This is a genomic window from Nocardia pseudobrasiliensis NBRC 108224, assembly GCF_001613105.1.
Taxonomy (GTDB): Bacteria; Actinomycetota; Actinomycetes; order Mycobacteriales; family Mycobacteriaceae; genus Nocardia; species Nocardia pseudobrasiliensis.
Window position 1 is genome coordinate 29,267 of sequence record NZ_BDBS01000027.1, and the last position, 14,529, is coordinate 43,795.

At 67.6% G+C, this 14,529-nt stretch carries 12 protein-coding genes; 3 read left to right on the forward strand and 9 right to left on the reverse strand.

Annotated features, from left to right (window positions below; translation table 11 throughout):
* Positions 1–111: 111 nt before the first annotated feature.
* From whiA to rapZ, 3 genes are read right to left on the reverse strand one after another with little or no spacing between them, the layout of a single operon-like run.
* The gene (gene whiA, locus NP4_RS21045; RefSeq protein WP_068000337.1) at positions 112–1,095 is read right to left on the reverse strand and encodes a DNA-binding protein WhiA; all 984 of its coding nucleotides are present in this window, start codon (positions 1,093–1,095) and stop codon (positions 112–114) included.
* Positions 1,086–2,132, reverse strand: a complete 1,047-nt coding sequence (locus NP4_RS21050; RefSeq protein WP_062511865.1) for a gluconeogenesis factor YvcK family protein — start codon at positions 2,130–2,132, stop codon at positions 1,086–1,088. Before NP4_RS21050 ends, whiA begins: the two co-directional genes overlap by 10 nt.
* Positions 2,129–2,989: an RNase adapter RapZ gene (rapZ, locus tag NP4_RS21055; protein ID WP_373863855.1), complete on the reverse strand. Its 861-nt coding sequence runs from the start codon at positions 2,987–2,989 to the stop codon at positions 2,129–2,131. Before rapZ ends, NP4_RS21050 begins: the two co-directional genes overlap by 4 nt.
* Here rapZ and NP4_RS42685 point away from each other — a divergent pair.
* A complete protein-coding gene (locus NP4_RS42685) occupies positions 2,982–3,176 on the forward strand; it encodes a hypothetical protein (RefSeq protein ID WP_245997685.1) in 195 nt (64 codons plus the stop codon). The genes rapZ and NP4_RS42685 overlap by 8 nt on opposite strands.
* Positions 3,177–3,229: 53 nt before the next feature.
* On the opposite strand, the gene uvrC is transcribed toward NP4_RS42685, so the two are convergent.
* Entirely contained in the window at positions 3,230–5,203 is a 1,974-nt protein-coding gene (gene uvrC / locus NP4_RS21060; protein WP_068000343.1) for an excinuclease ABC subunit UvrC, read from the reverse strand.
* Positions 5,204–5,213: 10 nt separating this feature from the next.
* Positions 5,214–6,101 carry a LysR substrate-binding domain-containing protein gene (locus NP4_RS21065; protein ID WP_082876093.1) on the reverse strand — a complete coding sequence of 296 codons (888 nt, stop codon included), beginning with the start codon at positions 6,099–6,101 and terminating at the stop codon, positions 5,214–5,216.
* A 71-nt stretch (positions 6,102–6,172) separates the two neighbouring features.
* Here NP4_RS21065 and NP4_RS21070 point away from each other — a divergent pair, with 71 nt between their 5' ends.
* Both NP4_RS21070 and NP4_RS21075 read left to right on the forward strand, forming a co-directional pair.
* Positions 6,173–7,189 (forward strand): bile acid:sodium symporter family protein, encoded by a 1,017-nt coding sequence (locus NP4_RS21070; protein ID WP_068000345.1) that lies wholly within the window; start codon positions 6,173–6,175, stop codon positions 7,187–7,189.
* 84 nt (positions 7,190–7,273) lie between these two features.
* A complete protein-coding gene (locus NP4_RS21075; RefSeq protein ID WP_245997492.1) occupies positions 7,274–8,827 on the forward strand; it encodes an APC family permease in 1,554 nt (517 codons plus the stop codon).
* Here the strand turns inward: NP4_RS21075 and NP4_RS21080 are convergent.
* The 4 genes from NP4_RS21080 to NP4_RS21095 form a co-directional block, all read right to left on the reverse strand.
* On the reverse strand, positions 8,824–10,743 hold the full coding sequence (locus tag NP4_RS21080; protein ID WP_068000699.1) for a CocE/NonD family hydrolase: 1,920 nt from the start codon (positions 10,741–10,743) through the stop codon (positions 8,824–8,826). The genes NP4_RS21075 and NP4_RS21080 overlap by 4 nt on opposite strands.
* A gap of 66 nt (positions 10,744–10,809) precedes the next feature.
* Entirely contained in the window at positions 10,810–12,333 is a 1,524-nt protein-coding gene (locus NP4_RS21085; protein WP_245997507.1) for an FAD-dependent monooxygenase, read from the reverse strand.
* 19 nt (positions 12,334–12,352) lie between these two features.
* Positions 12,353–13,582 carry a winged helix-turn-helix domain-containing protein gene (locus tag NP4_RS21090; RefSeq protein ID WP_068000351.1) on the reverse strand — a complete coding sequence of 410 codons (1,230 nt, stop codon included), beginning with the start codon at positions 13,580–13,582 and terminating at the stop codon, positions 12,353–12,355.
* 30 nt (positions 13,583–13,612) lie between these two features.
* Positions 13,613–14,443, reverse strand: coding sequence for a hypothetical protein (locus NP4_RS21095; RefSeq protein ID WP_068000705.1), 831 nt, complete (start codon positions 14,441–14,443; stop codon positions 13,613–13,615).
* Between the last annotated feature and the right edge of the window lie 86 nt (positions 14,444–14,529).

The following is a 14,529-nucleotide window of genomic DNA, read 5'->3' on the forward strand; positions in this document are numbered from 1 at the left end:
CGAGGGGGTGGTTGTGGATAACTTCTCGCCTGTGGACAAGTTTGTCCGGATATGCGAAAACCGCCGCCGCACAAGGGAACTCGTGCGACGGCGGTCATCGGAAATGGCTTGTCAGGCGTCTTCGAGGAGTTCCGCGGTGACGGCGGATTCCGTATCGGGGATGCCCAATTCCTTGGCGCGGCGATCCGCCATGGACAGCAGGCGTCGGATGCGGCCCGCCACCGCGTCTTTCGTCATCGGGGGCTCGGCCAGCTGGCCCAACTCCTCCAGGGAGGCCTGGCGGTGCTGGACACGCAGCCGTCCGGCGGCGGCCAGATGCTCGGGCACATCGTCGCCGAGGATCTCCAGTGCGCGTTCGACGCGGGCCGCGGCGGCGACCGCGGCGCGGGCCGAGCGACGCAGATTGGCATCGTCGAAATTGGCCAGGCGGTTGGCCGTCGCACGCACCTCGCGGCGCATGCGACGTTCCTCCCAGGTCAGGCGCGTGTCCTGTGCGCCCATCCGGGTCAGCAGCGCGCCGATGGCCTCGCCGTCGCGGACCACGACGCGATCGGTGCCGCGCACCTCGCGGGCCTTGGCCGAAATACCCATGCGCCGGGCGGCGCCGACCAGCGCCAGGGCGGCCTCGGGGCCGGGACAGCTCACCTCGAGGGCGGAGGAGCGGCCGGGTTCGGTGAGCGAGCCGTGCGCGAGAAACGCTCCGCGCCAAGCGGCTTCGGCATCACCGATACTGCCGCCGACCACCTGGGCGGGCAGGCCGCGCACCGGACGACCGCGCACATCGAGCAGACCGGTCTGGCGGGCCAGGGCCTCACCCTCCTTGGATACGCGCACCACGTACCGGGAGGTTTTGCGTAGCCCACCGGCCCCGAGGACGTGCACGTCCGAGCCGTAGCCGTACAGCTCGAAGATCTCCCGGCGCAGCCGCCGCGCGATCGAGCCCATATCGACCTCGGCCTCGACGATCACGCGGCCGCCGACGATGTGCAGGCCGCCGGCGAACCGGAGTAGCGCCGACAACTCCGCCTTGCGTGAACTCACCTGCGAGACGGAGAGACGGCTCAGCTCGTCCTTCACCTCGGCTGTCATCGCCACGAGACCCGCTCCTTTCCACCCAACGCGGACCGCACCTGCTGGCCACGGTGCCGTCCTTCGACTCGAAGCCCTGCCAATTCCGGCCGAGGTTGCCGGATCACCTGATCCAGTGCGGCGGCTAGCTTTCCAGGGTGGTGCCGGTCCGTCCCCGCCTCGGCGACATCAGCGAAGATTACTCGCGCACGCAGCTGTTCGGCAGCTCTTGCCACATGTTCGCGTTCCCTACCCTCGGGTACGGACCCGGAATCCACCACCACGTGGTCGACCGCGAAATCCGGTGCGTGCTGGGACAATACATGCAGGTGCCGTTCGGCGGAGAATCCGGCCGTTTCTCCGGGTTCCGCGGCGAGATTGAGCACCAGCACCTTTCGGGCCCGGGTGTGGACCAGGGCTTCGTGCAAACCGGGCACCAGCACATGCGGAATAACGCTGGTGAACCACGAACCCGGACCGAGAATCACCAGGTCGGCATGTTCGATGGCGGCCGTCGCCTCCGGGCTCGCAGGCGGATCCTGGGGGATCAGCCGCACCCGGCGCACCTTACCCGGTGTGGTCGCCACCGCCACCTGCCCCCGGATACAGCGGCTCACCCGCGGGTCGGCCTCCAGGCCCGAGACGTCGGCCTCGATGGTCAGCGGAGTCGCCGACATCGGCAGCACCTGACCCGCGGTGCGCAGCACCTTACCCATCTCGTCGAGGGCCGCGACCGGATCGCCGAGCACCTCGGTCAGGCCCGCGAGGATCAGATTGCCCACGGAATGTCCGGCCAGCGCGCCGGTTCCGCCGAAGCGATGCTGCACCGCGCGGGCCCACAGGCCGTCGGTGTCCTCGGCCAGCGCGGCCAGGGCCATCCGTAGATCTCCCGGCGGGAGCATGCCCAGTTCGGCGCGCAGCCGCCCGGACGAACCCCCGTCGTCGGCGACGGTGACGACCGCGGTGATCTCCCTGGTCAACCGGCGCGCCGCCGTCAGGGTCGCGTACAGCCCGTGACCACCGCCCAGCGCGACGATCGCGGGCGCGGAGTCGACTTCGGTCATTCCCGCCCCAGGTCTCGATGCACCACACGCACGACGTCGTGATCGGAGTCGCCGAGCATTTCGCCCAGCGCTTCCGCCATCGCCACACTGCGGTGTTTACCGCCGGTGCAGCCCACTGCCACGGTCATGTAACGCTTCCCCTCTTGGCGGTACCCGTTGGTCGTCAGGTCGATCAGGTGATAACAGGTCCGCAAATAGTCGTCGGCGCCCGGCTGAGACAACACGTATTCGCTGACCACCGCGTCCTGTCCTGTGTATTCACGTAGTTCCGGTACCCAATGCGGATTGGGCAGGAAACGCAAATCAAACACCATGTCGGCGTCCAGCGGAACTCCGTACTTGAAACCGAACGATTGGATTGTCACCTGCAGTGCTGTCGGCGTGCCGCCGCCGTAGGCCTCCTCCAGCTTGCGATGCAGTTGATGCACCGACAATGCCGTGGTGTCGATGACCAGATCGGCTGCGGTCTTCACCTTCGCCAAACGTTGCCGCTCGGCGGTGATGCCGGCCGACAGCGTACCGTCGGCGCTTTCGCTCTGTAACGGGTGGCGTCGTCGAGCGAATCCGAACCGGCGGATCAGCACGTCGTCGGAGGCCTCCAAAAACAGCACCCGGGTCCGCACACCCCCGCCCCGCAACTGCTCGGTGACACCGGACAGATCGCCGGTGAAGAAGCGGCTGCGCACATCCATCACCAGTGCGAGCTTGCGAATCGGCGGCTCTGCGGCCGAACCCAATTCGACCAGACGGCCGATCAATTCGGGCGGCAAATTGTCGGCGACGTACCAGCCCAGATCCTCGAGCACCCGCGCCGCGGTGCCCCGCCCCGCACCGGACAGGCCGGTGACGATGACCACCTCGACCCCCACGCCGTCGGGCTCGGGCCGCACGGGCACCGCCGACGCGTGCGGATCCGCCGCGCTGCTGTTCGATTCGACGCTGGTCATGTCCCTGTCAGGTCCGTCTCTGGCTCGTCATTCGATCATCCTGCCCTGCATGCGCTTCCGACGGCGGGCACACGCCAGGGACGAAACCGAGACGTGACGATTCCACCCTGTGCGCGCCGCCGCGGACGCGATTTCACCGAGATTCGCGACTCATTCACCGTTGAGGGCCGCGAGCACTGCCTTCGCCGTGGCCACCCCGATGCCCGGCACCTCCGTGATCTCCTCCACCGTAGCCTCCTTCAGCCGAGCCACCGAGCCGAAGTGGGTCACCAGCGCGGTGCGTCGTGATTCACCGAGCCCGCGCACGGAGTCCAACGCGGAGGCGGTCATGCGGCGCGAGCGCTTACTGCGATGGAAGGTGATGGCGAAGCGATGGGCCTCGTCACGGACGCGCTGCAGCAGATACAGCGATTCGCTGTTGCGGGGCATGATCACCGGATCGGACTCGTTGGGCACCCACACCTCCTCGAGGCGTTTGGCCAGGCCGATGACCGCGACATCGGTGATACCCAGCTCATCGAGGACCTCGGCGGCCGCGTTCACCTGCGGCGCGCCGCCGTCGACGACGAACAGATTGGGCGGATAGGAGAAGCGGCGCGGTTTGCCGGTGGTCGGATCGATACCGGGCGTGGGATTGTCCGGCTCCTCGGCCAGGGCCTCGAGATCTTTGCGCAACCGATGGAACCTTCGGCGTGTCACCTCGGCGATGCTGGCCACATCGTCGGAGCGGCCGCCGCCGGCGGCCTCCTTGATGGTGTAGTGCCGATACTCCGATTTGCGGGCCAGCCCGTCCTCGAACACCACCAGCGAGGCCACCACATCGGTGCCCTGCACATGGCTGATATCGACGCATTCGATGCGCAGCGGCGCCGAATCCAGATCCAGCGCGTCCTGAATCCCTTGCAGCGCGGCCGATCTCGCGGTCAGATCCCCCGCCCGCTTGAGCTTGTGCTGGGTCAGCGCCTCGGAGGCGTTGCGCTGCACGGTCTCCATCAGCGCCTTCTTGTCCCCGCGCTGCGGCACCCGCAACTGCACGGCGGATCCGCGCAGCTCCGACAGCCAGCCCTGCACCTGATCCGGATCGGTCGGCAGCGCGGGCACCAGCACCTCGCGCGGCACCACGGTCGCGGCGGTCTCGGTATCGGTGTTCTCGGCGAAGGCGGCCTGTTCGCCGTAGAACTGGGTGAGGAACTGCTCGACCAGCGCGGGCAGCTCACCGACCGCGGCCGCCTCGTCGACCGCGTCGCCGGATTTGTCGACCACCCAGCCGCGCTGACCGCGCACCCGGCCGTCGCGCACGTGGAAGATCTGCACGGCCGCCTCGAGCTCGTCGGTGGCGAAGGCGATCACATCGGCGTCGGTGCCGGTGCCCAGCACGACCGCCTGCTTCTCCAGCGCGCGTTCGAGGGCCTGCACGTCGTCGCGTAGCCGCGCGGCGGCCTCGAAATCCAAGTCCGCTGCGGCCTCCTGCATCCGACGGCGCAGGTCGCGCACCATCCGGTCGGTCTTACCGGAGAGGAAGTCGCAGAAGTCCTCGGCGATGCGGCGATGTTCCTCGGCGCTGACCCGGCCGATGCAGGGGGCCGAACATTTATCGATATACCCCAGTAGACACGGCCGCCCGATCTGGCTGTGCCGCTTGAACACCCCATTGGAACAGGTGCGCACCGGAAACACCCGCAGCAGCAGATCCACCGTCTCGCGGATCGCCCACGCGTGGGCGTACGGGCCGAAATAGCGGACGCCCTTCTTGCGCGCGCCCCGATAGACGAACACCCGCGGGAAGTCCTCGTTCATGCTCACCGCGAGCATCGGGTAGGACTTGTCGTCGCGATAGCGGACGTTGAAGCGCGGATCGAATTCCTTGATCCAGTTGTATTCCAGCTGAAGCGCTTCCACCTCGGTCGTGACGACCGTCCACTCCACGCTCGCCGCCGAGGTGACCATCTGCCTGGTGCGCGGATGCAGCGAGGCGATATCGGCGAAATAGGAATTCAATCGGCTGCGCAGACTCTTCGCCTTGCCGACATAGATGACCCGCCTGTGGGCGTCCCGGAATTTGTAGACGCCGGGTTCGACGGGGATGGTGCCCGGCGCGGGCCGGTAGGTCGCGGGATCTGCCACGGCAACCAGGTTAACGACCTGCACCGACAGGTGAACTCGCAGTGGCCGCCCGCAGCCGCCGAGCCCCCGCTGTGATGGCCTCGTACAGCGCCCGCTCATGTTCCGACATCGCCTCGTGGCGGCGCAACAGCACGAATTCCAGCTCCCCCAGCCCGGGTAACCGAGCATCCTCGACGGCGAAAAGCCCCGGCGGCAGCAGACTTTCGGCATGCACGATCACACCGAGCCCGGCCAGCACGGCCGCGCGCAGCCCGAGCTGGCTGTCGCTGACACAGGCGATGCGCCACGTACGCCCCTCCCGTTCGAGCGCCCGCAGCGCGACGTGGCGGGTGATACTGGGCGGCGGATAGGTCACCAGCGGCACCGGATCCTCGAAACCCGTTGCGCCCGAACGCCCGGCCCAGACCAGCCGATCGCGCCACAGCAGCTCGCCGTGCTGTTCGCCGGGCAGCCGCTTGGCGACCATCAGATCCAGCTCCCCTGCCGCCATCCGGGTCTTGAGGTTCTCGCTCAGCCCCACGTGCAGTTCCAGATCCACTCCCGGATGGCTGCGCTGGAATTCGAACAGCACATCGGGCAGTTCGCGGCCCATTACATCGTCGGACGCGCCCAATCGAATCAGACCGGTCAGTCGCGATTCGGAGAAGTAGCGCTCGGCCCGCGCCTGCGCGTCGAGGATGGCGCGCGCGAATCCGACCATGGCCGCGCCGTCGGCGGTCAGCGCGAGATTGCGGGTGTCGCGCCGGAACAGCTCCCGGCCCGACGCCTGCTCGAGCCGCGCGATATGTCCGCTGACCGTCGACTGCCGCAGGCCGAGGATGCGGCCCGCCGCGGTGAACCCACCGGCCCGCTCGACCGCGAGGAACGTGCGCAGCTGATCCGGATCGAACATATTGATCACGATACGCGTTCCTATATATCGATTCCAACGTCTATCGCGATCAGTCCGATCGGAATTATCGTGCGGTAATGAAGTTTCTCGCCAAGCTGCGTATTGATGCCTTCATGCTCGGCATCCTCGCCAGCGTGCTGGTGGCCGCGGTGCTACCGGCCCGTGGCGCGGCCGCGGGCGTGCTGGAATGGGCCACCACGATCGCCATCGGAGTGCTGTTCTTTCTCTACGGCGCCCGGCTCGAACCCCGGGAGGCCATTCGAGGCCTGAAGCATTGGCGATTGCATTCGGCGGTACTCGCGGTCACCTACCTGGTGTTTCCCCTGATCGGATTGGCGCTGCGGCTGCTGGTGCCCTCGGTGATCACCGAGGAGCTCTACACCGGCGTGCTGTATCTGACGCTGCTGCCCTCGACAGTGCAGTCCTCGATCGCGTTCACCTCGATCGCCCGGGGCAATGTCGCGGGTGCGGTGGTCAGCGCGTCGCTGTCCAATCTCATCGGCGTCTTCGCGACCCCGCTGCTGGTCATGCTGCTGATGCAGACCACCGGCGGCGCGACGGTCTCGCCCAAGGCGATCGTGTCGATCGTGCTGCAACTGCTGCTGCCGTTCCTGGCCGGTCAGGTGCTGCGCTCGCGGCTGCGCTGGCTGTTGAAGCACGCGACGGTGACCAAGACGGTCGATCGCGGTTCGGTGTATCTGGTGGTCTACGCGGCCTTCAGCGCGGGCATGGTCGAGCACATCTGGAGCGGCATCTCGCCGTGGTCGCTGGTCGCGGTGGTCGGCATCTGCGTCGGCATGCTGGCCGCGGTACTGGGCCTCACCTCGGTGGTCAGCAAGCTGTTCGGATTCGATCGCGGCGACCGCATCGTCATGATCTTCTGCGGCTCGAAGAAGAGTCTGGCCAGCGGCCTGCCGATGGCGACGGTGCTGTTCGCCGGACACGCGGTCGGGCTGATCGTGCTGCCGCTGATGATCTTCCATCAGATCCAGCTGTTCACCTGCGCGAGCCTCGCGGGCCGCTGGGGGCGCGAGGCCGAGCGGGCCGAAGCCGCACAACCGGTTTCGTCCGAGCAATCGGCCGTCGCGGCCTGACGGTCTCGGGGCCTCCCGGACACCGGTCCGGGAGGCCGCCGCACCGATGCGGTGTTGCCGGTAAATAGCCCTTACCCTTACCCGGTGACATCCCCCAGCACCTTGCGTTCCGGTGCGCTCTCCCTGGCTTCCAGCGTGGTGATCGGCGTGGCGTCGGCCGGTCCCGCCTACAGCATCACCGCCACACTCGGCCTGGTCGCCGCCGCGGTCGGATTGCACGCGCCCGTCATCGTCCTGATCGCCTTCGTGCCGATGTTGCTGGTGGCGATCGGTTATCGCGAACTCAATCAGGTGGAGCCGGATCCGGGGACCACCTTCGTCTGGGCCACCCGCGCGTTCGGGCCCTTCACCGGATGGATGTCGGGCTGGGCGATCGTGGTGTCGGACCTGCTGGTGATGGCGAGTCTGGCGCAGATCAGCGCGCAATACACCTTCCTGCTGCTGGGCGCGCACGGGATCGGATCCGATCCGACCAGCGGCTGGGTGCTGCTGCTGGGCATCTGCTATCTGATCGTGATGACGCTGGTCGCGGTGTACGGCATCGATGTGTCCGCGCGACTGCAGTCGGCGCTGCTGACCGTCGAATTCGGCATGCTCGTGGTGTTCTCGGTGGTCGCGCTGGTGCGTGTCGCGACCGGACACGCGCCCGCCGGAGCGCGGATGCCGGAGCTGGCGTGGTTCGATCCGTTCGCGATCGGCACCTTCTCCGATTTCGTCACCGCAGTGCTGCTGATGGTGTTCATCTACTGGGGCTGGGATTCGGCGGTGTCGGTGAATCAGGAGACCGTCGACCCGCGACGCACGCCCGGGCGCTCGGCAGTGTTGTCCACGATCACGCTGGTGACGTTGTATCTACTGGTCACCGTGGCGAGCCAAGCCTTCGCCGGGGCCGGTCGCGACGGGCTGGGTCTGGCCAATCCGGAACATGTCGACGATGTGCTGGGCGCGCTGGGCGCGGCGGTCTTCGGCGAGGGCGCCCTGGGCGACGTCCTTGTGCGCCTGCTGTTTCTGATGGTGCTCACCTCGGCGGCGGCCTCCACCCAGACCACGATCCTGCCGACCGCGCGCACGACCTATTCGATGGCGGTGCATCACGCGCTGCCCAAGGCGTTCGGCCGCATCGATCCGCGCTGGCTCACCCCGACGTTCTCGACCGTCGTCTTCGGCGGATTGTCGGTGGCGCTGTACGTTCTGCTGAATTTCGTCTCCGGCGGCCGGTTGATCAGCGAGGCGGTCACCGCGATCGGCATCTCCATCGGGCTGTACTACGGCCTGACCGGACTCAGTTGCGCCTGGCTGCATCGGCGCGAATTCACCGCCGACGCACGGACTTTGCTGATCAAGGGCATCCTGCCCGCGCTGGGCGGCTTCGCGCTGCTGTTCGCGGCGGGCTGGACGGCCGTCACCTCGTGCGACGCGGGATCCGACGGCGCGGCCTGGGCGATGCCGTTCCCGCCGCACTGGCGGATCGGGGCGATCTTCCTGCTCGGGGTCGGCACGCTGCTGATCGGCATCCCGATCTATCTGGTGCTGGCGAAGGTGATGCCGAGATTCTTCCGCGGCGAGGTGCTGGCGCGGCGACTGCCCGCGCCCTCGGACACCATCATCGCCGAGGATGCGGCCGTCACGAATACCTAACGCGGCAGCGGGAATTCACTCTTTCCGTTGTCACCCGCCGGAATGATCGGCAGCACCACCGAGGAGGGGTGGTCGGCGTCGTGCAGGATGGTCTGGGTGGCGCCCTGGGTCGCGGCGCTCTGACCGAACGGCTCACCGGTATTCGGATTGGGCGCGTATTGCGGATAGTCGCTCGAGGAGATCTCGACGCGAATCCGCGAGCCCGCCTTGATCAGGTAGCTGCTCGGCCAGATCTTGATCGTGTACTGATAGGGCTGTCCGGGCACGATCGGTGTGGGCTTGTCCAATGATTCGCGGAACGCCGCGCGAATGATCCCGTTGTTCAGATTGATCGACGACCCGTCCGGCGCGACCGCGACCAGTTTGGCGGTGAAGTCGGTATCGGGCGCGGTCGAGGAGGCCCACAGTTTCACATCGGTGGGCCCGGTGATCTCGGTATCGGTGGCCAGCGGTTCGGTGGTGTAGGTCAGCACATCCGAACGCTGTTCCACCACATACTGATCGAACGGTCCCTGCGGTCCGCTGCTCGCCCCGCAACAGGAATGCCCGCCCGCGCTGGGCACCGGATTCAGTGGGTCGTAGTAGTAATGATCCGGCTGCTGCGGATCCTTCGGCGCGTCGGCGGTCAGCGCGCCCGCGCGGCCCGCGGCGCTCGAACCACCGTTGCCGGACAGGTAATACGTCGTCCAGCGAGTGTTCGGCAGCGGCCAGGCATCCGCGGTCTTCCAGCGATTGGCGCCCATGACGAAGTAGTCCACGCGTGGCTGCCCGGAGACCTGATTGTCCTTGCCCTTCAGGAAATGGTCGTACCAGGCCAGCATCAGCTCGTTGATCGGGCTGTTGCCGCCGGGCCCGCCGTCGAGCATCGGGGCCGACACATGTGAACCCGGACGGCCCCAGCCCACGTGATCCCACGGTCCGATCACCAGGCGCTGATTGCGACGCGCGTCGTCGCTGCCGCCGCGGGCCACCATGCCCGAGAAGTTCTCCACCCCGCCCGCGAGAAACGCGTCGTACCAACCCTCCATATCGAGCACCGGAACCTTCACCGCGGAATACCGGTCGCGAATGCTCCACTGCTTCCAGTAGTCATCGCGGGTGGAATGGCGGATCCAGTCGAAGAACCAGGGCGCCACGGCCGGATCGCCCGGATGCATGGGCGGGAACTGTTGGTACGGGCGAAAAGCCAGCCAGCGGCTGTAGTCGGCGCCGTCGGCTTGCAGTTGCTTCGCGGTGCCGGTGTCGCCGCGATTGGTCGCCGCGGAGGTCGCGATCGTCTCCATGGCCCAGGGTTCGACGAAGGCCAGTCGGAACGCGCCGCCGTCGTAGGTCCAGCCGTCGTAGTAGTCGGAGGAGGTGTTGGCGGGCACGATCGTGGTCAGATGCGGTGGCGTCTCCACCGCGGCCAGCCACTGGGTTGCCCCGACATAGGACGAGCCGTACATGCCGACCTTGCCGTTGGAACCCGGCAGCGCCGCGGCCCACTCCACCGAGTCGTATCCGTCCGTGCGATCGTTGGCGAATTCGACGAACGTTCCGGCCGACGCGCCCTGGCCCCGAATATCCTGCACCACAACCAGATAGCAGTGCGAGGCGAACCAGTCCGGCGTCTGATATCGGGACGGCTGGATCTGCGCCGCCGCCTTGCCGTATTGGGTGCGCATCAAGATCACCGGTACCGGATCGGCGCTCTGCGGCCGATACACATCCGCCTTCAGCACCACACCGTCACGCATGGTCGCCGGGACATTCTCCTGTTTGGTGACCGAGCACGACCCGCGGCCCTCGGCCGGTGGCCATGGCCCCGCCGCCGCGGTCTGACCCCCGCCCCGCGTTCCGGATCCGCCGCAACCGCTCACAACCAGGACAGCGATCGCCGCGAGGGCACTGCCGCGAAAGACTCGGTTGTGTCGCATCCGCTGCCACAACATCAGGCGACGGTAGCACCGAATGGAACCATCCGGCACGGGGTTTCGCGATCTTCACCCCGACTTTCCGACGCCATCGGTCCCGCTGCCGAACCAGGCGGTGAGGGCGTCGGTCATGGCCCCGGGATCCGCGGTGGTCGCGACGATGTGACCGTCGGGCCGGATCAGCGTCGCCGACGCGTCCAAGTCGGTGGGATCGGTTGCCAGATAGCGGATTCGGGTGAACCAGCCGGTAGCCAGCGCGGCGAAGCGATGGTCCGGGGTGGCGTCCAGGAGCAGGCCGTGACCGGACCGGGCGTGCTCGGCGAGGCGGGTGCCGTCGGGCAGCTCGCGATCGGGCGCGCGTCGGCCCGCGCCCGGGCCCAGTTCGTAGCGGATGGACAGACCCGAGATGTCCTCGGACAGCATGCGATTCGCATCGGGCAGCCGCAGCAGCCGCGTCATGGTCTCGCGCAGGGCGGGCATATCGACGTCGGGGTGGGTCAGCACACCCTGCGCCCGGGTGTTGGCCAGCACCGCCGCACCCACCGGATGGCGCTCCCTGTGATAGCTGTCCAACAGGCCGGGCGGGGCCCAGCCGTGCACCGCCGCGGCGAGCTTCCACCCCAGATTGAACGCGTCCTGCAGTCCCAGACCCATCCCCTGCCCGCCGAGCGGCGAATGGATATGGGCGGCGTCGCCCGCCAGGAACACCCGTCCGCTGCGATAGGACTCGACCTGGCGGGTCGCGTCGGTGAACCGCGAGCCCGAACGCAGTTCACCCAGTTCGATATCCGGCCCGAAGCCGCTCCGCAGCGCCCGCTGCACCTCCTCGCGAGTGATCTCCTCGTCGCGGCCCACGTGCTGATCGCGGCCGGAACCGAACAGGAACCGGTAGAGCCCGGCGCGCAGCGGGAGCAGGAAGACGAAATCGGTACGGGTCGGATCGAATTCGGGCATCGCCCACGACTCGGCCACTCCGGCGGGCTTGCGGGCCAGTGTGATATCGCAGACCACCGCCGTGTAGCGGCCGTCGCGCCCGGGAAACGGCACGCCCACCAGCTTGCGCACCGTACTGCGGCCGCCGTCCGCGCCGACGAGATAGCGTGCGGTGCATCGGTATTCGTCGCCATCTGCGGCCAGCAGCGCGACCACACCGTCGTCGTCGGCCGATATCCCGGCCTCGATCGCGATCAGTTCGTGACCGCGTCGTGGCGCGCCGCCGTATCCGGCCAGCACCGCCTCCAGCGCCCGCTCGACATCGGCCTGCACGATGCCGATCTGATAGGCGAAGCGGCTGTCGAGCGCCGAATAGTCCAGCGGGATACCCGCGTAGTGCCCGGCGGTCAGCTTGGTGAACGCCAGCTCGAGCATCGGATCCAGCCAGCCGCGCCAGTCCAGGATCTCCGCCGAGCGCGGTTGCAGATTCAGCGCCTTGGTCTGTCGGCTGCGTTCGTGGTCGCGATCCACGATCACGACCCGCACACCGGCCAGGGCGAGCTCGTCGGCCAGCATCAACCCGGTCGGCCCCGCCCCAACGATCAGGACATCGGTGTCGGGTGCACCCATACCCTCCAGCTTGCCCAACCGATCCCCCACGCCGCCACTCCTTTACGTATCAGCTCACCGCGATCGCGGCGTGGCTCAACGCGTCGGCCAGATCGCCGCGCTCACCCACCTCGATGGTGTCCAATTCCAGCCAATCGGCCATCTCGCGCAGCGCCCGGGCCAGCTCCGCGATCACATACGGCGAATTCCATCCCGGTTCGGCGAACGCACCCGGCACCAGCAGCCGCCCGCTCGCGCGCTCGGCCCGCAGATCCACCCGCGCGACCAGTTCACCGTCGAGCAGGAACGGGAAGACGTAATAGCCGTGCACCCGTTTGGCTTCCGGGGTGTAGATCTCGATGCGGTAGTGGAAATCGAAGATCCGCTCGGTGCGCGGCCGGAAGAAGATCAGCGGATCGAAGGGGCACAGCAGCGCCGCGCCGGTCACCCGGCGCGGCGTGCGCGCCCCGGCCGCCAGATACGCGACCCGATCCCAGCCGGGCACCCGCACCTGTTCGAGTTCGCCCGCATCGACCAGTTCGGCCAGGGCCGGTTCGGTCTGACGCCGGTGCAGCCGGTAATAGTCGCGCAGATCGGGTTCGGTGCCCACGCCCAAGGCCGTGGCGGCGCGACGCACCAATTCCCGCACCGCGTCCGGTTCGTCGACCCGGCGGGCCAGCACCTCCGGCGGCAGGACGCGCTCGGTGAGGTCGTAGTGACGCTGGAAGCCAACCCGCTTGTCCACCGACAGCTCGCCGGTGGCGAACAGTACCTCGCAGACCACCTTGGTATCGCTGTAGTTCCAGCCCCAGTGGTCCTTGCTGCGCGGCCGGTCCAGTTCCAGATGCCGCTCGACCTCACCGGCCGTACTCGCCCCGAATTCGCCGATCACATCCAGCACATCCTTGGGCAGGGAAGGGTTGCGGCGCAACACATTCTGCGCACCACCCCAGCGTCCGTTCCGATACTGCTCCATCCGCCACCGCATCAGCGGCCAATCCTCGACCGGGATCAGCGCCGCCTCGTGCGCCCAGTATTCGACCAGCCGCCGCGGTCGCCGCCCGCTGTGACTCCACGCCGCCTCGTCGAGCACCGTTCGGTCATACCCCCCGATACGACTGAACACCGGCGCGTAGTGCGCCCGCACCACCGCCGAAACCGAATCCAACTGCAGCAGTTGGGTTCGCTCCAGCGTTCGCAGAATCGAGCGGCGGTTGGGCGGCGACGCCGGGTGAGGCGTAGCGAATCCCTGGGCGGCCAGGGCGGTCCGGCGGGCCGCGGCGGCGGTCATGGTGCGCACAGGCGAACCATGCCAGAGGGCACCGACAAGTTATGCCGTCGGCTGCACCCGGGCCGCCACGGCCTGTTCGACGACGGCGAGCGCGTCGACCGGAGTGCGGTGGGCGCCCTTCGCGTCCTGACCCAGCTGCGGCCAGCCCTTGCCGTCCGGACCGCGCAGCTGGGTCCAGATGTCGCGGGTCTTCTCCAGCAGTTCGCGCTGCTCGGCCTCGTTCAATGCGGACATGAGTTCCTCCTCCATTCCCACGCCGCACTGTGCGGCGAAGTCTTCCGGCGACATCCCGTTGGCGGCGTTCATATCGCAGCTGCCGAAGGGCTGGCAGCCCTCGGGCAGGCCGCCGCCGAAGCCGTTGCCGTCGGTGTACTGATGGGCGATCTGGCCGGGCAGGTTGGGATTTCGGCCGTAGCCCGCGCCGATCAGACGCAGACCGTCCGGGCGGTCGGACCACATGCCGAACAGATCGCCGGTATTGGCGTAGCCGATCACCCGTCGGGGGTCGCCGAGCCAGTCGGCCAGTTCCCAGTAGGCGCGGTTGATGCCGTCGGACTGATCGCCGCTCGGATTGCCGCCGGATTCGACGTCGATCATCGTGATCATGCGCGGATGCGGTCCGCCGCAGCCGGCCACCATATCGCGATGGGTGCGCACCGTCTCGGCCCAGTTGGGCCGCCAGTAGAAGTAGACTATGAAGCAGGCCAGGCGCCCCTCGTCGGCGGCAGCCGTGGCCCAGGCGTAGTTCGCGGCGAAGTTGGGATCCCGGAAGGTTCCGTCGTTGGAACGGAAACTCAGGATTCGGTACGGGTAGGAATCGTCTACCGGTGCCTGAAAGTACGAGACATCGGCAAAGAGACTGTCCACCATCATCATTCCTTTCGATCGGCGTTGCGATCAGTTTCCGAGGCGGGCATCTCAGCGGCGTCTCATGCGCATTTCATCGGAAACAGACC